Origin of the sequence: Duganella sp. HH101, from assembly GCF_001758795.1 — a bacterium.
Classification (GTDB): Bacteria; Pseudomonadota; Gammaproteobacteria; order Burkholderiales; family Burkholderiaceae_D; genus Rugamonas; species Rugamonas rivuli.
The window spans coordinates 207,298-230,045 of record NZ_LRON01000010.1 but is presented as its reverse complement, the minus strand read 5'-3'; the positions used below and the strand labels follow the sequence as shown (position 1 = coordinate 230,045).

The window sequence follows — 22,748 nt, the reverse complement described above, 5'->3', positions numbered from 1 at the left end:
CAAGCCGGTAACGTCAGGTAGAGGAGGGAATGCGGACCAAGCCGGCGCGCCCGTCACCGATGGGGAGGGCGCAGGCCGGTCTTAGCCTATCACAAACAGCGGTTGGCCGAATTCGACCGGCTGGCCGTTCTCGACCAGAATCTGGGTGATCGTGCCGGACTTGTCGGCGTCGATTTCGTTCAGCAGCTTCATCGCTTCGATGATGCACAGGGTGTCGCCTTCCTTGACGGTGGCGCCCACTTCGACGAACGCCGGCGAACCTGGCGCGGACGAACGGTAGAAGGTTCCGACCATCGGCGATTTGACCACGTGGCCGGTCGGCTCGGCGGCGACGGCGGCGACAGGGGCTGCTGCGGCTGGCGCGGCGGCTGCCGGGGCGGCGTGGTATTGCGGCATGCCTTGCGGCTGCATCATCACCATTTGGTTTTGCGGCATGGCGGACGACTTGACGATGCGTACTTTGCTCTCGCCTTCGGTCACTTCGAGCTCGGCGATGTCCGATTCTGCGACCAAATCAATCAAGGTCTTCAGCTTGCGTAAATCCATGTAACCCCCAGGAATGTCTTTGTTATGTAAGTGTGAGCGGCAGCGCTTTTTGGGCGGAGCCGCGCGGAATTGCGCGCAGATCGCGTAGATTATCGCTTTTTAAGAACGAAGTCGATGGCAAACCGATATCCTTCGATACCCAGTCCGCAAATAGTACCTATAGCGATCGCGCTAAGAAATGAGTGGTGGCGAAACGACTCGCGCTGGTAAATATTCGAAATATGCACTTCAACAAACGGTATCGCCACCCCCGCCAGCGCGTCGCGCAAGGCCACGCTGGTGTGGGTCAGGCCGCCCGGGTTGATGACGATGGCGTCCACGCCTTCCGTTCTGGCGGCATGGATGCGGTCGATCAGCGCCCCTTCGTGGTTGCTCTGAAAGCAGGACAAGCTCGCGCCCGCCGCCTGGGCTTGTGCCTGGGCAGCGTGTTCGATGTCGGCCAAAGTGCTAGCGCCGTAGACCTCTGGCTCGCGGCTTCCCAGTAAATTCAGGTTGGGACCGTTGAGCAGGAGGAGGTTTTTTGCCATGGGTTCAGGACCGTTTTCCGCGAAAGTTCCGCATTTTGCCGCCAACCGTCGGCATTGGCAAGAGAAAAAAACTTGCAAAACTATTTACAGAGTTGCCAGATCCTTGCGCAGCTCGTCAAACTTCAAACGGCCCAGATAGGTCTTCTTGACCTGGCCGTCGGCGCCGATCAGCACCGTGTAGGGAAGGCCGCCGGCGGCGTTGCCGAAGGTGCGGGAGAGCTCGGTGCCGGCCATGCCGGCGACGAAGACTGGATAGGTGATTTTGAACTTGTCGTTAAAATCGGTGATATTTGTTGCTGAATCGATACCGATTCCGATAACTTGCAGCTTCTTACCCTCTTCTCCGGCGGCCAGCGCCGACAGCTCCGGCATCTCCTGCACGCACGGACCGCACCACGGCGCCCAGAAATTGACCAGCGTGGCCTTGCCTTTGTACTGGCCCAGCGCTTGGGCGACGCCCTTGGCGTCGGGCAGCGTCAACTTATATAAGCTATCGACCGGACCGGTGACGCCGGGCGGCTGGGTGGCGGTGAGCGGCGGCGCGGCTTCTTTTTTATGCATGCCGACATAGGCGCCGGATGCACCGAATAGCAAAGCGACAACAACATAGGCGGCGAGGTGTTTTTGATTCATGGCGGATTTGGGTTGGGGTTTTCTTGAGTACTGTTAACTAGTAGGGCGCGCACGGCGGCGATGTCGGCGCGCATTAATTTGCCGTCGCCGCGGGTTTTGACGGCGCCACGCAGGTCGTCCAGCTCATACAGGGCGGCGTGCACGCCTTCCTTGTGCCACATGAAGCTGACCGTTTCGACCGTGCCGTAGCGCGGACCCTTGAAGTGGGGCGTCTCGGAGATATCGATTTGCAAATTGCGGTTCAGCAGGAAGATTTCCACTTCCTTGGCGCTGTCGGCGAACAGCTGCAGGTGGATGTCGTCGTGCGGGCCGGCCGTGCCATTCAATACGGCGCCGGTCAGATAGGGATGGAAGGCGGCCAGGCCGTCCATGATGTCGACCGCCAGCGTGCGCAGCCGGAACAGGCGGGCGGGCTGGGTGTCGGCATGGAACAGCGACTGGTAGATGCGCACTTCCGCCTCGATCTGTGCGTTGTCCGGCAACAGGTTCAGCGGCGGCTGGGTGTCGCCGAGTATCTGTTTGGCGGCCTTGCGCTTGGCGCTGTTGTAGTCGTGGCCATCCTGGGCGATCAGGCGTGCGGCGGCCGCGGCGATCTCCGCACGCAGCAGCAGGACTTCTTCGATAACATTCGGCGTCATGGACGAGATAATACTCTGAACCGGGAAAAGGGCGGCGGGTCGGGTAAAATCCCGTATTCAATCGTCGTCTTGATCACTATGCACATTCATATTCTCGGTATTTGCGGCACCTTCATGGGCGGCCTGGCTGTCCTGGCAAAAGAAGCGGGCCACCGCGTGACTGGCTGCGATGCCAATGTTTATCCGCCGATGAGCACCCAGCTGGAAGCCCAGGGCATAGAGCTGATCCAGGGCTTCGGCCCGGAACAGGTGCAGCTCAATCCCGACCTGTACGTGATCGGCAACGTGGTCTCGCGCGGCAATCCGCTGATCGAAGAGATCATGAACCGCGGCCTGCCTTACGTGTCCGGCCCGCAGTGGATAGGCGACCACATACTAAAAGACAAATGGGTGCTGGCCGTGGCCGGCACGCACGGCAAGACCACCACCTCGGCCATGCTGACCTGGATATTGGAAGATGCCGGCTACGCGCCCGGCTTCCTGATCGGCGGCGTGCCGATGAATTTCGGCGTCTCGGCGCGCATGCAGGGCGACAAGGATTCGATCTTCTTCGTCATCGAGGCCGACGAGTACGACACGGCCTTCTTCGACAAGCGCAGCAAGTTCGTGCACTACCACGCCAAGACCGCGATCCTGAACAACCTGGAATACGATCACGCCGACATCTTCCCCGATCTGGGCGCCATCGAAACCCAATTCCACCACCTCGTGCGCACCGTGCCCGGCATCGGCCGGGTCGTGTTCAACGCCGACGAAGCGGCGCTGCAACGCGTGCTCAAGCGCGGCTGCTGGAGCGAGAAGGAAAGCTTCGGCGGCAGCGAAGGCGCGGATTGGGCGATGAAGGAATACGATGACGGCAGCTTCGACGTGATTTTCGGCGGCGAAACGGCCGGCCATGTGCAGTGGTCGCTGACCGGCAAGCACAACCGCACCAACGCGTTGGCAGCGATCGCCGCCGCCCGCCACGTCGGCGTGCCGGTGGCGCAGGCGGCCAAGTCGCTGGCCAGCTTCGAGAACGTCAAGCGCCGCATGGAAGTGCGCGGCGTGGTAAACGGTATTACTGTTTATGACGATTTCGCCCACCATCCGACCGCCATCGCCACCACCGTCGGCGGCCTGCGCCAGAAGGTCGGCAAACAAAGCCGTATCCTGGCCGTGCTGGAGCCGCGCTCCAACACCATGAAGCTGGGCGCGATGAAGGATGCGCTGCCGGGCAGCCTGTCCGACGCCGACCTGGTGTTCGGCTACGGCAGCCAGCAGGCGCTGGGCTGGAGCCTGGGCGACGCCTTGGCGCCGCTGGGCCAGATCGCCAGCGCCTATGAAGACATCGACACGCTGGTGGCCGCCATCGTCAAGGCCGCGCAACCGGGCGACCAGATCCTGGTGATGAGCAACGGCGGCTTCGGCGGCGTGCACAACAAGATCCTGGAAGCGCTGGCGCGATGATCCTCTATCTGCACGGATTCCGCTCGTCGCCGAAATCGATGAAGGCGCGCGTGATGGCGGAGCGCATGGCGGCGCTGGGCCTGTCGGAACAGTTCATCTGCCCGCAGCTGCCGGCCTCGCCGAAACTGGCGATGGAACTGGCGCTGTCCTTAATAGACGGCATCCCCGCCGGCGAACTGGCCATCGTCGGCTCATCGCTGGGCGGCTACTACGCCACCTGGCTGGCCGAGCGCATCGGCTGTCGCGCCGTGTTGCTGAACCCGGCCATCGTGCCGCTCAAGGATCTGGACCAGCACGTCGGCGTGACCACGCAATTCCATTCCGACGAGCCTTTCGAATTCAAGCGCGACTATATAGAAGAGCTGCGCGCGCTGGCCGTCAATCCGGTCACGCGCCAGCAGCGCTACTTCCTGATCGCCGCCACCGGCGACGAAGTGCTGGACTATCGCGACATGGTGGCGCACTATGCGGGCGCGCGCCAGCATGTGATAGCCGGCAGCGACCATGGCATTTCCGAGTTCCCCGACTATGTGGAGTCTGTGTTGGCGTTTTGCGGTATCGAGGCACGGCAGTGACGGCCTCCACACGTGGCGCCTCATTGCGGCAGACGCAGTGGCAGCCGCACGTGCTGGCCCTGAACGCGCCGCCGGCCTACCGCCAGTGGCTGACCGCCGACGGTTCGCTGACCGCCAAGCTGAAGGCGCACAGCCATGCCTTCCGCGTGCAGTGCCTGCACCAGACCACCGCGCGCTGCCTGACGGACGAGGCGGCGGCGATCGGCATGCATCGCCCCGGCCGCGTCTGGGAGAGGGAAGTGCTGCTGCGGTGTGATAATACGCCTGTGGTGTTCGCGCACACGGTGGTGCCGATGTCGGCCACGGCCACCGACTGGCCCCTGTTCAGCGCGCTGGGCGAGCGCTCGCTGGGCACGACGCTGTTCGGCGACCCGCAGGTGCGGCGCGGTGTTTTGGAATTTGCAAGATTGCGGGAAGGGCATCCTTTGGCGCAGCGCACGCGCAGGGCGCTCGGGCTGGATGGTCCGCAAGAACTCATATTATATGCACGGCGCTGTTTATACAGGCGCCGTCAGGGTACCCTGCTGGTGACGGAAGTGTTTCTGCCTTCCGTGCTGGAATTGAAACTAATAACAACGAACAGAAGCTAGCAATGAATCTATTTTTCGAAGAATCCGGCGATTTCAAGGTCGGCACCATGATGTCGCAAGCCGGCGAGGCCTACCAGGTTGAAATGGCCAGCGGCAAGCGCACCAAGGTCAAGATCAAGGACGTGCTGCTGCAGTACGAGAAGCCGTCGCCGACGGATTTGATGGAACAGGCCAAGGCGGTCGCCGCCGACATCGACCTCGACTTCCTGTGGGAAGTGGCGGGCGAAGAGGAATTCGGTTTCGCCGAACTGGGCGCGGAATACTTCGGCCACACGCCGCTGCCGGCCGAAGCCGCCGGCCTGATCCTGAGCCTGCACTCGGCGCCGATCTACTTCTACAAAAAGGGCCGTGGCCGCTACAAGGCCGCGCCCGAGCAATCGCTGCGCGCCGCCCAGGCCGGCATCGAGAAAAAGAAACAGCAGGCGCTGGTGCAGGCCGAGTACGTCGAAGAACTGAAGGCCAACAAGCTGCCGGCCTCGATGCAGAACCTCGTCATGCAACTGCTGTTCAAGCCGGACAAGAACTCCATCGAATACAAGGCGCTGGAAGCGGCCTGCAACGAGCTGCACACCAATCCGCAGCGCCTGATGCTGGCGGCCGGCGGCGTGGCGTCGCCGAAGGCGCTGCACATGGCCAAGTTCCTGTTCGAGAATTTCCCGCGCGGCGCCGGTTTCCCGGAAGTCGCCGTGCCGGTGCCGCCGACCGACCTGCCGCTGGCCGATGTGCAGGCGTTCTCGATCGACGACGTCACCACCACCGAGATCGACGACGCCTTCTCGGTCACGAAACTGGCCGACGGCAACGTCAAGATCGGCATCCACATCGCCGCGCCGGGCCTGGGCATCAAGCCGGACGACGCGGTCGACAAGATGGCGCGCGCGCGCATGTCCACCGTCTACATGCCTGGCGATAAGATCACCATGCTGCCGGACGCCATCGTCGAAGCGTTCACGCTGGCCGAAGGCAAGACCTGCCCGGCGCTGTCGCTGTACGCCACGCTGAACCCGGCCGACTGGTCGGTGATCGCCACCGAGACCCGCGCCGAGATGGTGCCGATCGCGAACAACCTGCGCCACAACGACCTCGACGACCTGGTCAACGAGGAAACCCTGGCCAGCGGCGAGGGCGAGTATCCGCACAAGGAATCGCTGGGCCTGATCTGGCAATGGGCGCAGGTGCTGGAAGCGGCGCGCATGGTCAAGCGCGAAGGCTTCGGCCTGAAGCCGGAACAGAACAACCGCGTCGACTTCAACTTCTACGTGGAAGACGATGTCGTCACCGTCAGCCGCCGCAAGCGCGGCGCGCCGCTGGACAAGATCGTCGCCGAGCTGATGATCTTCGCCAACAGCACCTGGGGCAAGCTGATGCACGACCATGGCGTGCCGGGCATCTACCGCAGCCAGGGCCAGGGCGTGGGCGGCTGGGCCGCCAAGATGCAGGTGCGCATGCTGACCCATGCGGCGCCGCACCAGGGCCTGGGCGTGGACCAGTACGCGTGGAGCACGTCGCCGCTGCGCCGCTATACCGACCTGGTCAACCAGTGGCAGATCCTGGCCTGCGCCGAGCATGGCGTGACCGCGCCGCTGGTGGCTTACTTCAAGCACAAGGACGCCAACCTGTTCGCGATCGTCTCGCAGTTCGACGCCGCCTACGCCGCCTACGGCGACCACCAGTCCAACATGGAGCGCTACTGGTGCCTGCGCTGGCTGGGCCAGCAGGAGGCGCGCCAGGTCGAGGCCGTGGTGCTCAAGGACGAGGTGCTGCGCCTGGTCGATATTCCGCTGATCATCCGCCTGCCGGGCATGCCGCAGGTGGCGCGCGGCGCCCAGGTCAAGCTGGACATCCTGCGCTGGGACGAGGTCGACCTGACCATCGAAGCCCGCATCCTGGAAATCCCGACCACCGACGCGGTGGCCGCCGATGCCGAGCTGGACTACGAGGAAGAGGAAGCCGGCGACGCGCCGGAAGAAGCGGTCGATGCGCCGGAAGTGGCGGTGGAGGCGGCCGCCGAGGAGCCGGCTTCGGAATAAAACCCGCAGGCCCGCGTTCGCTTTGACGTAAAATCAGCCCTATCTTTTCTACCCCGGCCTCGCGTGAAGTCTTTCAAAGAAAATCGCTTGCTGTACCTCGCCATCGGCCTGTCGCTGATGGCGCATGGCGTCTTGCTTGCGGTGCACTTTGTCGCGCCCACGCCGGCGCCGGTGAAGCCCACCGATCCGGGGCTGGAAGTGATACTGGTGAACGCCAAGCACAGCAAGGCGCCGCTGAAGGCCGACGCGCTGGCCCAGGCCAACCTGGACGGCGGCGGCACGGTCGACAAGGGCCGTTCCAAGTCGCCGATGCCGGACATGCGCAAGATGGAAACCGGCGACAGCATCAAGGCCGCCAAGCGCCGCATCGCCGAGCTGGAAGAACAGCAAAAGAACCTGCTGACGCAGGCGGCCAAACAGACCGCCGTGACCGCGCCGCCGGTGACGGAAAAGAACAAACCCGATCCGCTGCCGACCGGATCCGATTTGCTGGAGTCGAGCAAGGCGATCGCGCGCCGCGTGGCCGAGATCAGCGAAACCATCGAGGACCAGAACAAGCGTCCGAAAAAAACCATGATCACGCCGAGCACGCGCGAGGCAGGCTACGCCAGCTACTACAAAGCCATGCAAAAGCGGATCGAGGACACCGGCACGCTCAATTTCCCCCAGGTGAACGGCCGCAAGCTGTATGGCCAGCTGATGCTGTCGATCCCGGTGTTTCAGGATGGCACCATCTACGACAAGGAAGGGATCAAGGTCGAGCGCAGTTCCGGCAATCCGGCGCTGGACGAGGCGGCGATCCGCATCGTGCGCCGCTCCGCACCGTTCGGCAAGTTCCCCCCCAATATGCTGTCGGTGGACAGGGACGATCTGTGGGTGGTCGTCACCACGTTCAAATTCACCCGCGAAGACAAATTACAAGCCGACTTGAGCGGCGGAGGACGTTGATGGACCGCTACTGCGTATTCGGCAATCCGATTGCCCATAGCAAATCGCCCGAGATACATGCCGCGTTCGCGGCCCAGACCGGGCAGGCATTGAGCTACGAAAAGCGGCTGGCGCCGGTGGACGGCTTCGCCGCCGCCGTGCAAGCCTTCATCGCCGAGGGCGGCAAAGGCGCCAACGTCACCGTGCCGTTCAAGCTCGACGCCGTGAAGGTGGCGCAGGCGCTGACCATACGCGCGCGCGCGGCCGGCGCCGTCAACACCTTGCACTTCACCGAAGACGGCATCGTCGGCGATAACACCGACGGCGCCGGGCTGGTGGCGGACATCGTCGACAACGCCGGCGTGCAGATCATCGGCAAGCGCGTGTTGCTGCTGGGCGCGGGCGGCGCGGCGCGCGGCGTGGTGCTGCCGATACTGGAACATCGTCCGGCGCAACTGGTGATCGCCAACCGCACCGTGGCCACGGCCGAGGCGCTGGTGGAACAGTTTGCCGCGCTGGGCGGCGAGGGCGTGGTTGCCGCATGCGGCTATGCCGATATTGAAGGTGCTTTCGACGTCGTCATCAACGCCACTTCGGCCAGCCTGAGCGCGGAGCTGCCGCCGGTGCCGGCGTCGGTATTCGCGCCCGGTTCGCTGGCTTACGACATGATGTACGCAGCCTCCCCCACGGTATTCTTGCAGTTCGCGGGCCGGCATGGCGCGCGCTTGCGCGACGGCCTGGGCATGCTGGTCGAGCAGGCTGCCGAGGCCTTCAGCCTGTGGCGCGGCGTGCAGCCGGCCACCGCCGGCGTGCTGCAATCGCTGCGGGACCAGCTATGAGCGCGGCCAAGTCGGGCAAATGGCGCTGGCTGAAGTGGATCTTCATCGTGCCGCTGCTGCTGGTCGTGGCTGTGCAGCTGTATTTCTTCCTGCAGATCTGGTGGTGGGTCGACCATAACCCGTCGATGACCAGCTTCATGCGCGAGCAGCAGTCTGCGCTGCGCGAGAAGAATCCCAACGCCAATATCCAGCAGATGTGGGTGCCGTACAACCGCATCTCGAACAACCTCAAGCGCGCCATCATCGCTTCCGAGGACGCCAACTTCTCCGAGCACGAGGGCGTCGACTGGGAGGCGCTGCAAAAGGCCTACGAGAAGAACAACAAGAAACACAAGGTGGTGTCGGGCGGTTCGACCATCACCCAGCAGCTGGCCAAGAATTTGTTCCTGTCCGGCTCGCGCAGCTATGTGCGCAAGGGGCAGGAGCTGGTCATCACCTACATGCTGGAAACCTTGATGGACAAGGAGCGCATCTTCGAGATCTACCTGAACGTGGTGGAGTTCGGCACCGGCACGTTCGGCGCCGAAGCGGCGGCGAGGCATTACTATGGCACCAGCGCGGCCAACCTGGGCGCGGCCCAGGCCGCCAAGCTGGCGGTGATGCTGCCCAATCCGCGCTTTTTCGACAAGCACCGCGATTCGGGCTATCTGGCGCGGCGCACCGGCGTGATCCTGCGCCGCATGGGATCGGCTGAACTACCCTAGGAGGCAGCGATGTTAAGCAAGCAGCGTGGACTCGGATTGATACAGGTGGCCATCGTCATGGCCTCGCTGGCGGCGATAGCGATGGCGTTCTTGATGTCGGCCCGCCATGAGCGCAACTTCTTTGCCGAAGGGCTGTCCAAACTGACGGGCAAGCCGGCGCCGGCGGCTTCTGCTACTTCATCGGCCGCCGCATCGGTTTCGGCGGCGGCCGTGGCCGTGCCGGCGGCGCCGGCCGGCGTGCTGCGCAAGTGCGTCATCGACGGCAAAACCGTGCTGTCGGACGTCGCCTGCCCGGACGGCAAGGTGGTCAAGGCCATCGATACGCGCGGCATCGAAGCGCCCAAATCGCCCAAGCCGGACCCGGCCGACGCCGCGCCGCAGTCGGCCACCGACAAAATGATAGAAAAAGCGACCCGCTAGGCTGAAAAACCGCATGGCAGGCTGGCCTCGGCAGGGGCTTTGCGGGTACACTTGCGCTGTTTCCAGAAGGCTCGCGTACCCATGATTAATGTTTTCGTTCTCCAGAATGGCCGGCTCAACCAGGTACCCATCGACAGTCGCGAAGACCTGGAACAGGTCGAGCCGGTCTGGGTCGACCTGACCGACCCGACGGACGACGAACGCGCCTGGGTCAAGGCCATCTACGGCGTCACCTTGCCGGGCGAGGACGAGGTCAAGGACATCGAAGCGTCGGCCCGCTACTACGAGGCGGAAAACGGCGACCTGCACCTGCGCACCGACTTTTTGCTGGAAGAAGAGGACGGCCCGTCGCGCATCGTCACGGTGGCGTTTATTTTGGCGCGCAAGATGCTGTTCTCGGTGCACACCGACGACCTGCCGGTGTTCCGCCTGGTGCGCATGCGCGCCCGCTCGCGGCCCGGCTCGATCGCCGACTACATGGACGTGCTGCTGGACCTGTACGCGACCGACGCCGAGTATTCGGCCGACGCGCTGGAAGGCATCTACCAGAACCTGGAAGAAGTCAGCGGCCGGGTGCTGCAGGAAGAGTTCACCGACCAGGACGCGGCCGCCGCGCTGAACGCCATCGCCCACGAGGAAGACTTGAACGGCCGCATCCGCCGCAACATGATGGATACGCGGCGCGCGGTCAGCTTCCTGATGCGCGGTCGGCTGTTGAATTCGGAGCAGTTCGAGGAGGCGCGCCAGATCCTGCGCGACATCGAATCGCTGGACGGCCACACGTCCTTCCTGTTCGACAAGATCAACTTCCTGATGGACGCCACGGTCGGCTTCATCAACATCAACCAGAACAAGATCATCAAGATCTTCTCGGTGGCCAGCGTGGCCTTCCTGCCGCCGACCCTGATCGCCTCGATCTACGGCATGAACTTCAAGTGGCTGCCGGAGCTGGAATGGCAGCTGGGCTACCCCTTCGCCATCGTGCTGATGATCACCAGCGCCATCGCCCCGTTCTGGTACTTCCGCCGCCGTGGGTGGTTGAAATAAAAATCTTGCCACATTTGGTAATTTAATTTTATATGCTTTTTTGAAAAGTAATTTCCTGTGGGATATAATAGTTTTGCCATCCAGAACTATAAACCCCGTCCACTTCCAGGAATTATTTATGAAAAGCCGCATCTTCCTCGCCCTGTTGTCCAGCCTTGCCTTGCTGACCGGCTGTGCCACGGCACCGCAAATGCCCGTGGCCTTGAGCCCGACGGCGCTGCCATCGGCGGGCGACGCGCGCATCGGCGTGATGATGGTCACGCTGCCCAAAGTCGACACCAGCTTCCCTGGCGCGGGATGCCTGCTGTGTATGGCGGCCGCATCGATGGCCAACTCCTCGCTGACCAAGCACACCCAGACCCTGCCGGCGGATGACCTGCTGCGTGTCAAAGGCGAGTTGGCGGACGTGCTGCGCAAGAAAGGCCAGAACGTCACCGTGATCGATGACGCCGTCAAGATCGCCGATTTGCCGAACGCTGCGGTTCAAGGCCCCAACCTGGCCTCGAAAGACTTTTCCGGGCTGCAGAAAAAATACAAGCTGGACAAGATCCTCGTGATCGACATCGTCGAAGTGGGGATCTCGCGCAACTACTCGGCCTATGTGCCGACCAGCGATCCGAAGGGTGTGGTGACGGGTTCCGCTTATCTGGTCGACCTGAAAACCAATACCTTCGAATGGTATTTGCCGCTCAAGCAAAGCAAGAGCGCCAACGGCGCCTGGGATGAAGCGCCAGCCTTCCCCAGCCTGAGCAACGCCTACTTCCAAGCCATTGAAGGCGCCCGGGACAGCCTGGTGCAACCCTTCGTCAACTAACACTTTGCAGGCAGCTTTCGCGGCCGGGAAAACTCGCATGACCATTTCGCATATTCTCCTGCGCGCTGGCGCGCTGGCATGCTTGTCGGGCGCGGCATTCGCACAGACACCGTCGCCGGACTGGGCACTGCGTCTGCCGCAGCAGGACCGGGTCGCTTTCAGGGGCGTGCTCAATCTTGACGGCGCCGGACAAGGACCGGGAACCATGCTGTATCCGGCGCCCGGCGTGGCCGGACTGCTGGTCGCGATCGCGACGCACGGCGCGCTGGTCAATTCCAGCCGCAACGAAGAGAAGAGCAAGATCGAGGTCGAGGCGGACAAGGTGCTGCTGCCCTATCAGGATATTTTGACCGGCTATGGTCATCGCGAACTGCTGGCGAACGCGCTGCCGCAAACCGCCTTCGGCCACGACCGCAAAGTGATCGGCGCCGAGGAGGCGGGCGGCGCAAACTGGGTGGTGGAAAGCACGCCGGTGTTTTACATGACCCAGGACCAGAGCGCGCTGGTGCTGGAAAACCAGGTGCAGATCTACAAGCCGGGCGCGGCGCCGAAACAGCCCAGCTATCAGAACATGGTGCGGGTGGTTTCCCAGGTGCGCGAGCACGGCGACCTGCCGGCTTACTGGCACGATAACCTGGGGCAGGAGTTGAAGACCGAGAGCGCAAGCCTGATGGCCATGTCGCTGGACATCGCCCTCAGTCACGCGGCGGAAGCGACGGCCGCGCCGGCGCCGCCTTCCGCTTTCCGCACTTTCCGCTACCGCCAGGGCAAGCAGGAAGTCGTGGAGCGGGCTCAGCTGGTAAATGAACAGTGCGGGCGATCCTTGTTGAAAACCCTGCGTGGCTGGCTGATGTCCGTGCCGCTGCTGAACCGCGGCGCTGCGCCGGCCTCGTCTGCTTGCGAGACCGTGGGCAAGGTCAAACCGGCTGCGGGCTGAATTCCAGCGACAGCGTGCTGAAGTAGGGCGCCGTATTCCATTTCTCGTTCAGCGACAGCGCGCGGTCGTACAGGGCCGCCTTGATGTCGATGCCGACCTTGCTGAAGTCGAACGGCTGCTTGTCGCGCGCCGTGCAGGCCGAGGCCGCGCCGGCCAGGAAGGCTTGCTCGTCGAACGTGCCCGACCATAACTGCGCCTGCAAACCCTCGACGATCGCTTCCGCCTGCACCGCCTCGGTCTCCACATCCTTGTTGGTCGCGTCGTGCACCGCCTCCATGACGAACTGCGCGTCGGCGCCGCGCGCCAGCAGGCTGAGGAAGCCGTGCCGCAGCGGCAAAGCCGACTCCACCACGTAATGCAGCAGGTCGTGCGGCAAAATGCCCTGGCGCGGCATCACCGTGTCGGTACAGCTGCCATTGTTGCGCACGAAGCGCAGCACGTCGTATTTGTCCGTCTTGGACCGTTTTTCGGCGATCAGTTTCATAACCCGCAATATTGATTCGATAGTCACTGAATTATGCCTGCTACAAGGGCCGCAAATAGTCACCAACTTTCACGACTGTAATAAATTTGACTTACGATATCCTTTAGAATGGCGGCCTGCGTCACTCTCCGGTCACTGGCATCGGGTATCTTGGCCGAAGAAAGCACATACATGATCAAGAAACGGCAATTTTTCCCCCGTCAGGTGGTCGAAGCCGGCGGCAACCGCTGGGACTGGGCCCTGCTGCCCATCGTGCTGGCGCTGTTCGTCCTGATGGCCTACGGCAGCCAGCAAATGGCCCGCCCGTACGAGCTGGGCCAGGCCCTGCCGCTGTCGCTGGACCCGAGCTACCTGCCTTACTACCTGCTGCGCACCACGCTGCGCATGTTCATCGCGCTGGGCGCGTCGGTGGTGTTCAGCTGCGTGTTCGCCGCCCTCACCACCAAATACCGCCTGGCCGAAAAAGTGCTGGTGCCGCTGCTCGACATCCTGCAGTCCATCCCCATCCTGGGCTTCCTGTCGATCACCGTGACGGCCTTCATCGCGCTCTTCCCCGGCAACCTGCTGGGCGTGGAGTGCGCCGCCATCTTCGCCATCTTCACCTCGCAAGCCTGGAACATGGCGTTTTCCGCCTACCAGGGCTTCCGCTCCGTGCCGGCCGAACTGTCGGAGGCGGCCAGCGTGTTCCAGCTGTCGGGCTGGCAGCGCTTCTGGCGCCTGGAACTGCCGTTCGCCATGCCCGGCCTGCTGTGGAACATGATGATGTCGATGTCCGGCGGCTGGTTCTTCGTGGTGGCGTCGGAAGCGATTTCCGTCTCCGGCCAGGACATCAAGCTGCCCGGCATCGGTTCCTACATCGCGCTGGCCATCGCCAAGAGCGATATGGGCGCCATCGGCTGGGCCATCGGCGCCATGCTGGTGGCGGTGCTGATGTACGACCAATTGTTCTTCCGTCCCTTGCTGGCCTGGGCCGACAAGTTCCGCTTCGAGGAAACCGGCAGCGACACGGCCCAGCAATCGTGGCTGCTCACCTGGCTGCGCCGCACCGAGCGCACGCAGGCCATGGTCGAATGGTTTGGCGCCATGCTGTCGCGCTCCATCGCGCTGTTCCGCCTGAGCCACGACGGCACCTCGATCCGCGCCCGCCGCGACCAGCCGTCCATGGTGCCGCAGCGCGTGTGGGATGCGGTGATCGCCGCCGTGGTGTTCTACGCCTTGTGGAGCCTGGGCCACTTCATCAGTACCGAAGTGGGTTGGGCCGAAGTGGGCCACGTGTTCGTGCTTGGCCTGTACACGCTGGCGCGCGTGATCCTGCTGCTGGCATTGGCCGCGCTGGTGTGGGTGCCGGTCGGCGTATGGATCGGCATGAATCCGCGCTGGGCCTCGCGCACGCAGGCGGTGGCGCAGTTCCTGGCAGCCTTCCCGACCAACCTGGTGTTCCCGGTGGCGGTGGTGGCCATTGTGCGCTACAAGCTCAATCCCGATATCTGGCTGTCGCCGCTGATGATCCTCGGTACCCAGTGGTACCTGCTGTTCAACGTGATCGCCGGCGCCTCGACGATACCGACCGAGCTGCGGCACGCCGCCAAGAACTTCGGCCTGACCGGCTGGCTCAAATGGCGCCGCTACCTGCTGCCGGCGATCTTCCCCAGCTTCGTCACCGGCGCCATCACCGCCACCGGCGGCTCGTGGAACGCCAGCATCGTGGCCGAATACGTCAGCTGGGGGCCGACCACATTGAAGGCCCACGGCATCGGCAGCTACATCCAGGAGATGACCACCGCCGGCGACTTCCCGCGCATCGCGCTGGGCATCGGCATCATGTGCATCTTCGTCATGGGCTTCAACCACTTCGTCTGGCGCCGCCTGTACACCATGGCCGAGAGCCGGCTGCATTTCTAGGATCGAATCATGAGCACTCCTATCGTCGAACTGAAATCGGTCGGCAAACACTTCCGCGCCGCCGACGGCTCCGCGCGCTCGGTGCTGGAAGGCGTGGACTTCACGCTGAACGAAGGCGAGATCGTCGCGCTGCTGGGCCAGTCCGGCTCCGGCAAGTCGACCATGCTGCGCATCATGGCGGGGCTGATACAGGCCGATGAAGGCCAGGTGCTGTATCGCGGCATGCCGCTGTACGGTACCGCACGCGGTATCCGCATGGTGTTCCAGTCGTTCGCGCTGTTCCCTTGGCTGACGGTGCAGAAGAACGTCGAGCTGGGGCTGGAGGCGCAGGGCATGCCGGCCGATGAACGCGCGCGCCGCGCCGAGAAGGTGATCGACTTGATCGGCTTGTCGGGCTTCGAGGGCGCGCTGCCGCGCGAGCTGTCGGGCGGCATGCGCCAGCGCGTCGGCATCGCCCGCGCGTTGGTGATGGAGCCGGAAGTGCTGCTGATGGACGAAGCGTTTTCCGCGCTGGACGTGCTGACCGGCGAGCGCCTGCGCGAAGAGATCCTGGAGCTGTGGCAGTCCGGCCAGATCCCGACCAAGGCGATCCTGGTGGTGTCGCACAATATCGAGGAAGCGGTGATGATGGCCGACCGCGTGCTGATCTTCGCCAGCGACCCGGGCCGCGTGCGCGCCGAGCTGCCGATATCGCTGCCGCAGCCGCGCAAGGCCGAGGGGGCGGAAGTGCGCCAGCTGATCGACAAGGTGTATGAGCTGATGACCGCCGGCGCCGGCCGCCGTGGCCTGATCAGCGAAAAGGAGGTCAAGCTGCAGCTGGGCGACCGTCTGCCGCAGGCCGACATCGCGCACATGGAAGGTATCCTGGAGCTGCTGGGCGAGGAACCGTTCTCCGGCCGCGCCGACCTGCCGCAGCTGGCGGAAGAGACGGAGCTGACCGACGCCGAGCTGCTGGAAGTGCTGAATGGCTTGATCCTGCTGGGCTTTGCCTACCTGACCAACGGCGACATCCTGTTGACGGAGCTGGGCGGCAGGTACGTTGCGGCGACCAACACCGAGCGCCAGGACATCTTCGGCAAGCAGCTGCTGGAGCATGTGCCGCTGATCGCCTACATCTGCCATGGTCTGCAGCAGGACAAGTCGGGCGACCTGCCGGAGGATCTGTTCCTCAAGCTGCTGCGCTTCACGCTCAGCGAAGAAGAGGCCGAGCGCGCGCTGCGCGTGGCCATCGAGTGGGGCCGCTACGGCGACCTGTTCGAATACAACTTCAACACCGGCGTGATCCAGCTGTCCGAAGAGGACGAGGAAGACGAAATGTAGTGCTTGCGGCACCGCCAAACCCCGCACTGCGTTGGCCGGGGTCAGACCCCTGCGGGGTCTGACCCCTTCGTCTTAGGGGTTAGGCTGCCAGCTTCTTGAACACGCGGGCGGCGGCGGCGATGGTCTCGTCGATCACTTCGTCGCTGTGCTGCGCCGAGACGAAGCCCGCCTCGAACGCGGCCGGCGCGAAGTACACGCCTTCATCCAGCATCGCGTGGAAGAACACGTTGAAGCGCGCGCGGTCGCCGGCCATCATCTCGGCGTAGTTGTTCGGCGGCGTCTCGCTGAAGTACAGGCCGAACATGCCGCCCACCGCATCCGCGCAGAACACGATGCCCGCATCCTTGGCCGCCTGGGTCAAGCCGGCCGCCAGACGCGCAGCCGTCGCGCTCAACTGCTCGTAGAAGCCCGGCTGCTGGATGATCTTCAAGGTCGTCATGCCCGCCGCCACCGCCACCGGATTGCCCGACAGGGTGCCAGCCTGGTAGACGGCGCCCAGCGGCGCCATCTTGCTCATCAGCTCAGCGCTGCCGCCGAAGGCCGCCACCGGCAGGCCGCCGCCGATCACCTTGCCCAGCGCCGTCAGGTCCGGCTTGATGCCGTACAGTTCCTGCGCGCCGCCCAGCGCCACGCGGAAGCCGCACATCACTTCATCGAAGATCAGCACCGAACCATGCTTGGTGCACAGCGTACGCATCGCCTGGAGGAAGGCCTCGGTGGCCTTGATCAGGTTCATATTACCGGCCACCGGCTCGACGATCACGCAGGCGATTTCGTCGCCGAATTCCGCGAACGCCTGCTCCAACTGGGCCACGTTGTTATAGTCCAGCACCAGCGTGTGTTTGACGAAGTCCTCCGGCACGCCGGCCGACGTCGGATTGCCGAAGGTGAGCAGGCCGCTGCCCGCCTTGACCAGCAGCGAATCGGCGTGGCCGTGGTAGCAGCCTTCGAACTTGATGATCTTGTCGCGGCCCGTGGCGCCGCGCGCCAGGCGCAGCGCGCTCATGGTCGCCTCGGTGCCCGACGAAACCAGGCGCACCTGCTCGATCGACGGCACCAGGCGGCAGATTTCCTCGGCCATCAGGATCTCGCCTTCGGTCGGCGCGCCGAACGACAGGCCGCGCGCGGCCGCTTCCTGCACCGCCTTGACCACCACCGGATGCGCGTGGCCGACGATCGCCGGCCCCCAGGAACCGATGTAGTCGATGTAGCGCTTGTCGTCCGCGTCCCAGAAGTACGGGCCTTCGGCGCGGGTGATGAAGCGCGGCGTGCCGCCCACCGAGCGGAAGGCGCGCACCGGCGAGTTGACGCCGCCGGGCGTGGTTTTCTGGGCGCGTTCGAACAACTCGTCGTTTTTTGAAACCTGGTTCTTGGAAGTCGTAGTCATGATGGCATCTTCAATATCAAGTTGGTAAAGCCTGCTGCATATGGAAAAAACGGTTCGGGATAAACTTGCCCATGCCGTAGCGATGGGCGTGCGCCAGCGCGCCGACGGTGTATTCCTGCGCCGCCGCCACCGCGCCCGGCACTTCGGCGCCGCGCGCCATGAAGGCGGTGATCGCCGCCGACAGCGTGCCGCCCGCGCCGAGGAAGGGGCCGGGCATGTGCTGCCAGGCGTCATGGCTGATCATGCCGTCGGCGCCGAACAGGGTGTTGGCCAGGGTGTTCGGCGCGGCCGCCTCGCCCTGCGGCGTGCCGGCCTGGGTGCCGGTGACGAGCACGAATTCGCAGCCCAGGGCCAGCAGGTGTTCGACGTCCGACTCCATCGTGTCTTCGGCGCCTTCGCGCCAGGTTTCGGCCAGCCGGCCCAGCTCCACCTGCGACAGCATCAGCAGCGTGGCCTGCGGCACCAGCAGCTGGCGCAAAGCCGTCAGCAGTTCCTCGGCCTCGTCGGCGTCGGCCGGATCGGCCAGGCGGGAGCTGAACGGATCGAGTATCAGCGGCGCGTCCGGATAGTCGGACAGGATCTCGGCGATGGCCGCCACCTGCTCGATATTGGTCAGCGCGCCGACCTTGAAGGCGGCCATGGTCATATCCTCCAGCACCACGCGGGCCTGGTCGGAAACCCAGTCTGGGTCGATGTCCTGCGCATCCTCGACGCGGGCACTGTCGCCGATCAGCAACGCGGTGGTCACGGCAAGGCCGGTGCAGGAGAGGGCGGAAAATACCGCCAGGTCGGCCTGGACGCCGATCGCGCCGGCCGGATCGGCGGCGCCGAAGCTTAATATGAGAGGAGAAGTTTGGTTTTGCACGGCGGGTAGATTAAGATACCTAATTCAGCATTTTACTTGATTGAAGGGTGGCAGAACGTGAGTAGCAATGAAACAACGCAGGAGTTCCAGACCTGGATGTGCCTGATCTGTGGCTGGATCTACGACGAGGAAACCGGTTTGCCGGACGAAGGCATCGCCCCGGGCACCCGCTGGTCGGATGTGCCGATGAACTGGAGCTGCCCGGAATGCGGCGCCCGCAAGGACGATTTCGAGATGGTAGCCATCTGATTCCCCGCCGCCGGCGGCGCGGGGCATTGCCAAGCATGACCACTATTGCGACTATCGCGCCAGCCGCCGCTTGGCTATGCTATGGTGTAGCCACCATACCAGCGAACCGATTATGACGACGACCGCGCCGCACGCTAATGCCCTGAAAATCATGGTGATCGACGACAGCAGCACGATACGTCGTTCGGCCGAGATCTTCCTGACCCAGGCAGGCTACCAGGTGGTGCTGGCCGAGGATGGATTCGACGCGCTGGCCAAGATCAACGACCACCATCCGGCGCTGGTCTTCTGCGATATCCTGATGCCAAGGCTGGACGGCTACCAGACCTGCGCGCTGATCAAGAAGAGCGCCAAGTTCCACGCCACGCCGGTGCTGATGCTGTCGTCCAAGGACGGGCTGTTCGACCGTGCGCGCGGCGCCATGGTCGGCTCGGCCGCCTATCTGACCAAACCTTTTACCAAAGACAGCCTGCTGGCCGCCGTGCGCGAGCACACCGGCGGCGGCACCGTCGCCACACAAGAATAAGCAAGCTTCAGGGGAATACCATGACCATACAAAGAATTCTGATCGTCGACGATTCGCCCACGGAGCGTTACTACCTGACCGACATCCTGGTCAAAAACGGTTTTACCGTTTCCACCGCCGAAAACGGCGAGGAGGCGCTGGCCAAGATCAAGGCCGACAAACCCCAGCTGATCCTGATGGACGTGGTCATGCCCGGCGCGAACGGCTTCCAGGTCACGCGCTCCATCGCCCGCGATCCCGAGCTGCAGGACGTGCCGGTGATTATCTGCTCCAGCAAGAACCAGGAGACCGACCGTATCTGGGGCCTGCGCCAGGGCGCGCGCGACTACCTGGTCAAGCCGGTCGACGCGGCCGAGCTGTTGGCCAAAATCGCCGCCCTCGGCTAAGCGATGAGCAGCCAGGCGCCCGACACCCCATCCACTCCGGCCGGCCCGGAACGCCGCAGCCGCCTGCGCCAATATCAGGTGCAGCTGCTGGAGCGCATGCAGGCCGCCAAAACCGGCGCCGCCGCCGGCGGCCGTGAGCTCGGCGTGATGATCGGCGGCCGCCACTGTTTGCTGGACTTGACCCAGATCAGTGAAATCGTGCCGCTGCAACCGGTAACGCCGGTGCCGCTGGCGCAAGACTGGTATCAAGGCCTGGCCAATATTCGCGGTAATCTCACCGGCGTGATCGACCTGGCGCGCTACCAGGGCCAGGCCGCCGGCGACGCGGCGGCATCCGAACGCCGCCTGATCACCTTCGCTCCCACGCTGGGCTTCAATTGCGCGCTGTTGGCCGAACGCGTGCTGGGGCTGCGCAAGCTGGCCGATATGCAGGCCGTGGAGGCAGGGCCCGATGCCGGACCCGAATGGAGCAGCCAGCACTTCACCGATGGCGAAGGCCGGCAATGGACCCGCATCGACTTGGCGCAGCTGGTACGTGAATCGCGTTTTCTGCAAGTTGGTTTGTAAGGGCGGCATACTGGTGTAGACCGCAACTAATCCGGAGAGGGTGGCATGGCTTTCAAGATGGGGTTTTTCTCGCGTGGCAACCGGAATGCCGGCCAGGACATGGCAGCGAATTCAGAATTGGGCGAAGCGGGCGATTCGCAGTTTTTGCATACCGCCGTCGTCGAGGCCCAGCCGCCCGCAGCCGCCGATAACGCGGACAGCGCCGCGCCGCTGCGCCTGCGCGATGCACTGGGCCGTCGCGGCGGCGCTCCCGTCGCTGCGGCCGAACCGGGGACCGGCTTCAAGCTGCCGCTGATCGGCCACCTGCCGGCGCAGCGCCAGCTGAGCATACTCTCGACGGCATTGGCGGTCAGCCTGGCGCTGAGCGCCTTGTTCGTCGCGCTGAACACCATCCACAGCGCCAACCGCTCCACCCAGACCCAGGTCGCCAGCGATGCGCTGATGCACTCGCAGCGCATCGGCAAGGCGACGCCGAACGCGGTGCAGGGCAGCGCCGAAGGCTTCCGCCAGCTGGAGGAGAGCCGCAAGGAATTGAACAACGACTTCGCGCTGATGACGCGCGGCGGCCGCTATCAGGGCCGCGAGATCGGCGAACCGATTTCCGCGCTGGCGCCCGTGGTGGCGGCGGCGCGCAAGCAATGGGGCCCGTCCGACATCGCCGCCGGCACCATCCTGCTGCTGAAGGCCGACTTGAGCGGCGTCGACAAGACGCTGAAAAAGCTCAACGACCTGTCGCCGGCCCTGCTCAACCGCACCGAAGACATCTCCGCGCTCAAGGTGCAGCGCGGCGGATCGGCGCGCGAGATCGCGGCGCTCGGCAAGCTGACCATGCTGACCCAGCGCATGAGCCGCAGCGCCGGCGAGTTCCTCACCGCCGGCGGCATCAGCTCGGAAACCGCGTTCCAGCTGGGCCGCGACACCACCGTGTTCCGCAACACCGTCGACGGCTTCCTCAACGGCAGCGCGCCGCTCGGGCTGGCCGCCGTGCGCGAGCCTGACCTGCGCGACAAGTTCACCGCGCTGAAAACCGAATTCGAGGAATACCAGAAGCTGGTCTCGGCCATCCTCGACAAGCTGGATAAATTCGGCGCCGCCAAGAACGCCGAACAGCTGATCTTCAACGACAACGAAGCCCTGCGCCAGCGCCTGTCGGTGCTGCAGCAGGCCTACCGCGAAGACCAGGATTCGCTGGGCATGACCTTCTGGCTGATGGTGGCCGGCGGCATGCTGACGCTGGTGTCGGCGGCGGCCATCGGCCGCGTGCTGCTGATGGATTCGTACAACCGCACCCGTGGCGCCGACCGCCGCCGCCAGGAAGCGGAATCCATGCGCCAGCAGTCGCAGCGCAAGGAAGAGGAAGCCAAGGCCATGAACGACCAGAACCAGGCGGCGATTCTGCGCCTGATGAACGAGCTGCAGGAAGTGGCGGACGGCGACTTGACGGTGCAGGCCACGGTGTCCGAGGACATCACCGGCGCCATCGCCGACTCGGTCAACTACACGGTGGAAGAGCTGCGCGGCCTGGTCGGCCGCGTGACCGCCACCGCCGAGCAAGTGACCAAGGCGTCCACCCACGCGCAGAGCATCTCCAGCGACCTGCTGCTGGCGTCCCAGCAGCAGTCGCGCGAGATCCAGGATGCCTCGGCCACGGTGGTCAAGATGGCCAACGAGATCACCGACGTGTCGCGCTCGGCCAGCGAATCGGCCGACGTGGCGCGGCAATCGGTGGCGGCGGCGCAGCAGGGCGCGACGGCGGTGGAAAACGCCATCAAGGGCATGCACGAGATCCGCGAGCAGATTCAGGATACGTCCAAGCGCATCAAGCGCCTGGGCGAATCGTCGCAGGAGATCGGCGAGATCACCGAACTCATTTCCGACATCACCGAGCAGACCAACGTGCTGGCGCTGAACGCGGCGATCCAGGCCGCATCGGCCGGCGAGGCGGGGCGCGGTTTCTCGGTGGTGGCGGAGGAGGTGCAGCGCCTGGCCGAACGCTCGGCCGAAGCGGCCAAGCAGATCGGCGCGCTGGTGCGCACGATTCAGACCGATACCCACGACGCCGTGGCGGCGATGGAAAAGTCGACGCAGGGCGTGGTCGAAGGCGCGCGCCTGTCCGACGCGGCCGGCGCGGCGCTGAACGACATCTCGCAGGTGTCGAACCGCCTGGCCGAGCTGATCTCCGGCATCTCGATGGCGACCGGACAGCAGGCCACGTCGGCGAGCGGCGTGGCGCAGAACATCCAACATATCTTGACGGTGACGGAGCAGACCCAGGACGGCACCCAGCAAACCGCGCAATCGATTCACAAGCTGTCAGTGTTGGCGCAGGAATTGAAAAACTCGGTGGCGCGATTCCGTATCGCGTCCTGAACCGCCCATCATTGAAAGG

Annotated in this window: 25 protein-coding genes; 18 read left to right on the top strand and 7 right to left on the bottom strand. The window is 64.2% G+C overall.

All coding sequences use genetic code 11. The annotated features are described in order from the left end of the window. Positions 1–81 precede the first annotated feature (81 nt). The 4 genes from accB to DUGA2_RS17910 all read right to left on the bottom strand — a co-directional run bounded on the left by accB (position 82) and on the right by DUGA2_RS17910 (position 2,344). Complete coding sequence (accB, locus tag DUGA2_RS17925) at positions 82–546, bottom strand: acetyl-CoA carboxylase biotin carboxyl carrier protein (protein ID WP_070270836.1); 465 nt, start codon at positions 544–546, stop codon at positions 82–84. 89 nt (positions 547–635) lie between these two features. Beyond that, complete coding sequence (gene aroQ / locus DUGA2_RS17920) at positions 636–1,073, bottom strand: type II 3-dehydroquinate dehydratase (protein ID WP_008452094.1); 438 nt, start codon at positions 1,071–1,073, stop codon at positions 636–638. Positions 1,074–1,157: 84 nt separating this feature from the next. Further along, entirely contained in the window at positions 1,158–1,706 is a 549-nt protein-coding gene (locus DUGA2_RS17915) for a TlpA disulfide reductase family protein (RefSeq protein WP_070270835.1), read from the bottom strand. Then, entirely contained in the window at positions 1,703–2,344 is a 642-nt protein-coding gene (locus DUGA2_RS17910; RefSeq protein ID WP_070270834.1) for a hypothetical protein, read from the bottom strand. The genes DUGA2_RS17915 and DUGA2_RS17910 overlap by 4 nt, the downstream gene beginning before the upstream one ends. A gap of 78 nt (positions 2,345–2,422) precedes the next feature. Here DUGA2_RS17910 and mpl point away from each other — a divergent pair, with 78 nt between their 5' ends. From mpl to DUGA2_RS17855, 11 genes are all read left to right on the top strand, one after another. Next, entirely contained in the window at positions 2,423–3,790 is a 1,368-nt protein-coding gene (gene mpl, locus DUGA2_RS17905; RefSeq protein WP_071658937.1) for a UDP-N-acetylmuramate:L-alanyl-gamma-D-glutamyl-meso-diaminopimelate ligase, read from the top strand. Continuing rightward, positions 3,787–4,365, top strand: coding sequence for a YqiA/YcfP family alpha/beta fold hydrolase (locus tag DUGA2_RS17900; protein WP_070270832.1), 579 nt, complete (start codon positions 3,787–3,789; stop codon positions 4,363–4,365). The genes mpl and DUGA2_RS17900 overlap by 4 nt, the downstream gene beginning before the upstream one ends. Continuing rightward, positions 4,362–4,955, top strand: coding sequence for a chorismate lyase (locus DUGA2_RS17895; protein WP_071658936.1), 594 nt, complete (start codon positions 4,362–4,364; stop codon positions 4,953–4,955). The genes DUGA2_RS17900 and DUGA2_RS17895 overlap by 4 nt, the downstream gene beginning before the upstream one ends. A gap of 2 nt (positions 4,956–4,957) precedes the next feature. Beyond that, positions 4,958–6,985, top strand: a complete 2,028-nt coding sequence (locus DUGA2_RS17890; RefSeq protein WP_070270831.1) for a ribonuclease catalytic domain-containing protein — start codon at positions 4,958–4,960, stop codon at positions 6,983–6,985. 117 nt (positions 6,986–7,102) lie between these two features. Beyond that, the gene (locus tag DUGA2_RS17885; RefSeq protein WP_070270868.1) at positions 7,103–7,933 is read left to right on the top strand and encodes a TonB family protein; all 831 of its coding nucleotides are present in this window, start codon (positions 7,103–7,105) and stop codon (positions 7,931–7,933) included. Next, on the top strand, positions 7,933–8,751 hold the full coding sequence (gene aroE, locus DUGA2_RS17880; protein ID WP_070270830.1) for a shikimate dehydrogenase: 819 nt from the start codon (positions 7,933–7,935) through the stop codon (positions 8,749–8,751). The genes DUGA2_RS17885 and aroE overlap by 1 nt, the downstream gene beginning before the upstream one ends. After that, on the top strand, positions 8,748–9,455 hold the full coding sequence (gene mtgA / locus DUGA2_RS17875) for a monofunctional biosynthetic peptidoglycan transglycosylase (RefSeq protein ID WP_008452076.1): 708 nt from the start codon (positions 8,748–8,750) through the stop codon (positions 9,453–9,455). The genes aroE and mtgA overlap by 4 nt, the downstream gene beginning before the upstream one ends. A 9-nt stretch (positions 9,456–9,464) precedes the next feature. Then, positions 9,465–9,875, top strand: coding sequence for a DUF4124 domain-containing protein (locus DUGA2_RS17870; RefSeq protein WP_070270829.1), 411 nt, complete (start codon positions 9,465–9,467; stop codon positions 9,873–9,875). A gap of 81 nt (positions 9,876–9,956) precedes the next feature. Then, entirely contained in the window at positions 9,957–10,922 is a 966-nt protein-coding gene (gene corA / locus DUGA2_RS17865; RefSeq protein WP_008452071.1) for a magnesium/cobalt transporter CorA, read from the top strand. 118 nt (positions 10,923–11,040) lie between these two features. Further along, positions 11,041–11,736, top strand: coding sequence for a hypothetical protein (locus DUGA2_RS17860; protein ID WP_210402570.1), 696 nt, complete (start codon positions 11,041–11,043; stop codon positions 11,734–11,736). 37 nt (positions 11,737–11,773) lie between these two features. Next, the gene (locus DUGA2_RS17855) at positions 11,774–12,673 is read left to right on the top strand and encodes a hypothetical protein (RefSeq protein ID WP_070270828.1); all 900 of its coding nucleotides are present in this window, start codon (positions 11,774–11,776) and stop codon (positions 12,671–12,673) included. On the opposite strand, the gene DUGA2_RS17850 is transcribed toward DUGA2_RS17855, so the two are convergent. Further along, positions 12,654–13,157 (bottom strand): hypothetical protein, encoded by a 504-nt coding sequence (locus DUGA2_RS17850; protein ID WP_070270827.1) that lies wholly within the window; start codon positions 13,155–13,157, stop codon positions 12,654–12,656. The two genes, DUGA2_RS17855 and DUGA2_RS17850, sit on opposite strands and share 20 nt — an antisense overlap. 171 nt (positions 13,158–13,328) lie before the next feature. On the opposite strand from DUGA2_RS17850, the gene DUGA2_RS17845 reads away from it, so the two are divergent. Both DUGA2_RS17845 and DUGA2_RS17840 read left to right on the top strand, forming a co-directional pair. Continuing rightward, positions 13,329–15,059, top strand: a complete 1,731-nt coding sequence (locus DUGA2_RS17845; RefSeq protein ID WP_070270866.1) for an ABC transporter permease subunit — start codon at positions 13,329–13,331, stop codon at positions 15,057–15,059. Between the two features lie 9 nt (positions 15,060–15,068). Continuing rightward, positions 15,069–16,379 (top strand): nitrate/sulfonate/bicarbonate ABC transporter ATP-binding protein, encoded by a 1,311-nt coding sequence (locus tag DUGA2_RS17840; RefSeq protein ID WP_070270826.1) that lies wholly within the window; start codon positions 15,069–15,071, stop codon positions 16,377–16,379. 79 nt (positions 16,380–16,458) lie between these two features. On the opposite strand, the gene hemL is transcribed toward DUGA2_RS17840, so the two are convergent. Beyond that, the gene (gene hemL, locus DUGA2_RS17835; RefSeq protein ID WP_070270825.1) at positions 16,459–17,766 is read right to left on the bottom strand and encodes a glutamate-1-semialdehyde 2,1-aminomutase; all 1,308 of its coding nucleotides are present in this window, start codon (positions 17,764–17,766) and stop codon (positions 16,459–16,461) included. A gap of 16 nt (positions 17,767–17,782) precedes the next feature. Further along, positions 17,783–18,631, bottom strand: a complete 849-nt coding sequence (locus DUGA2_RS17830) for a bifunctional hydroxymethylpyrimidine kinase/phosphomethylpyrimidine kinase (protein WP_070270824.1) — start codon at positions 18,629–18,631, stop codon at positions 17,783–17,785. Between the two features lie 96 nt (positions 18,632–18,727). Here DUGA2_RS17830 and DUGA2_RS17825 point away from each other — a divergent pair, with 96 nt between their 5' ends. The 5 genes from DUGA2_RS17825 to DUGA2_RS17805 all read left to right on the top strand — a co-directional run bounded on the left by DUGA2_RS17825 (position 18,728) and on the right by DUGA2_RS17805 (position 22,729). Further along, positions 18,728–18,880, top strand: a complete 153-nt coding sequence (locus DUGA2_RS17825; protein WP_070270823.1) for a rubredoxin — start codon at positions 18,728–18,730, stop codon at positions 18,878–18,880. Between the two features lie 112 nt (positions 18,881–18,992). Next, the gene (locus DUGA2_RS17820; RefSeq protein WP_070270822.1) at positions 18,993–19,406 is read left to right on the top strand and encodes a PleD family two-component system response regulator; all 414 of its coding nucleotides are present in this window, start codon (positions 18,993–18,995) and stop codon (positions 19,404–19,406) included. Positions 19,407–19,426: 20 nt separating this feature from the next. Then, the gene (locus DUGA2_RS17815; protein WP_008452046.1) at positions 19,427–19,792 is read left to right on the top strand and encodes a PleD family two-component system response regulator; all 366 of its coding nucleotides are present in this window, start codon (positions 19,427–19,429) and stop codon (positions 19,790–19,792) included. Positions 19,793–19,795: 3 nt separating this feature from the next. Further along, positions 19,796–20,359 (top strand): chemotaxis protein CheW, encoded by a 564-nt coding sequence (locus tag DUGA2_RS17810; RefSeq protein WP_070270821.1) that lies wholly within the window; start codon positions 19,796–19,798, stop codon positions 20,357–20,359. 99 nt (positions 20,360–20,458) lie between these two features. After that, complete coding sequence (locus DUGA2_RS17805) at positions 20,459–22,729, top strand: methyl-accepting chemotaxis protein (RefSeq protein ID WP_070270865.1); 2,271 nt, start codon at positions 20,459–20,461, stop codon at positions 22,727–22,729. Positions 22,730–22,748 lie beyond the last annotated feature (19 nt).

Excerpts from the sequence above, each read along its gene's own strand:
- DUGA2_RS17890 (WP_070270831.1), top strand. The coding sequence starts at position 4,958 with ATGAATCTATTTTTCGAAGAATCCGGCGATTTCAAGGTCGGCACCATG.
- DUGA2_RS17885 (WP_070270868.1), top strand. The coding sequence starts at position 7,103 with ATGGCGCATGGCGTCTTGCTTGCGGTGCACTTTGTCGCGCCCACGCCG.
- mpl (WP_071658937.1), top strand. The coding sequence starts at position 2,423 with ATGCACATTCATATTCTCGGTATTTGCGGCACCTTCATGGGCGGCCTG.
- DUGA2_RS17850 (WP_070270827.1), bottom strand. The coding sequence starts at position 13,157 with ATGAAACTGATCGCCGAAAAACGGTCCAAGACGGACAAATACGACGTG.
- DUGA2_RS17870 (WP_070270829.1), top strand. The coding sequence starts at position 9,465 with ATGTTAAGCAAGCAGCGTGGACTCGGATTGATACAGGTGGCCATCGTC.
- DUGA2_RS17900 (WP_070270832.1), top strand. The coding sequence starts at position 3,787 with ATGATCCTCTATCTGCACGGATTCCGCTCGTCGCCGAAATCGATGAAG.
- corA (WP_008452071.1), top strand. The coding sequence starts at position 9,957 with ATGATTAATGTTTTCGTTCTCCAGAATGGCCGGCTCAACCAGGTACCC.
- DUGA2_RS17810 (WP_070270821.1), top strand. The coding sequence starts at position 19,796 with ATGAGCAGCCAGGCGCCCGACACCCCATCCACTCCGGCCGGCCCGGAA.
- DUGA2_RS17805 (WP_070270865.1), top strand. The coding sequence starts at position 20,459 with ATGGCAGCGAATTCAGAATTGGGCGAAGCGGGCGATTCGCAGTTTTTG.
- DUGA2_RS17840 (WP_070270826.1), top strand. The coding sequence starts at position 15,069 with ATGAGCACTCCTATCGTCGAACTGAAATCGGTCGGCAAACACTTCCGC.
- DUGA2_RS17860 (WP_210402570.1), top strand. The coding sequence starts at position 11,041 with ATGAAAAGCCGCATCTTCCTCGCCCTGTTGTCCAGCCTTGCCTTGCTG.
- DUGA2_RS17825 (WP_070270823.1), top strand. The coding sequence starts at position 18,728 with ATGTGCCTGATCTGTGGCTGGATCTACGACGAGGAAACCGGTTTGCCG.
- mtgA (WP_008452076.1), top strand. The coding sequence starts at position 8,748 with ATGAGCGCGGCCAAGTCGGGCAAATGGCGCTGGCTGAAGTGGATCTTC.
- DUGA2_RS17855 (WP_070270828.1), top strand. The coding sequence starts at position 11,774 with ATGACCATTTCGCATATTCTCCTGCGCGCTGGCGCGCTGGCATGCTTG.
- DUGA2_RS17815 (WP_008452046.1), top strand. The coding sequence starts at position 19,427 with ATGACCATACAAAGAATTCTGATCGTCGACGATTCGCCCACGGAGCGT.
- aroE (WP_070270830.1), top strand. The coding sequence starts at position 7,933 with ATGGACCGCTACTGCGTATTCGGCAATCCGATTGCCCATAGCAAATCG.
- hemL (WP_070270825.1), bottom strand. The coding sequence starts at position 17,766 with ATGACTACGACTTCCAAGAACCAGGTTTCAAAAAACGACGAGTTGTTC.
- DUGA2_RS17820 (WP_070270822.1), top strand. The coding sequence starts at position 18,993 with ATGACGACGACCGCGCCGCACGCTAATGCCCTGAAAATCATGGTGATC.
- DUGA2_RS17915 (WP_070270835.1), bottom strand. The coding sequence starts at position 1,706 with ATGAATCAAAAACACCTCGCCGCCTATGTTGTTGTCGCTTTGCTATTC.
- aroQ (WP_008452094.1), bottom strand. The coding sequence starts at position 1,073 with ATGGCAAAAAACCTCCTCCTGCTCAACGGTCCCAACCTGAATTTACTG.
- DUGA2_RS17845 (WP_070270866.1), top strand. The coding sequence starts at position 13,329 with ATGATCAAGAAACGGCAATTTTTCCCCCGTCAGGTGGTCGAAGCCGGC.
- accB (WP_070270836.1), bottom strand. The coding sequence starts at position 546 with ATGGATTTACGCAAGCTGAAGACCTTGATTGATTTGGTCGCAGAATCG.
- DUGA2_RS17910 (WP_070270834.1), bottom strand. The coding sequence starts at position 2,344 with ATGACGCCGAATGTTATCGAAGAAGTCCTGCTGCTGCGTGCGGAGATC.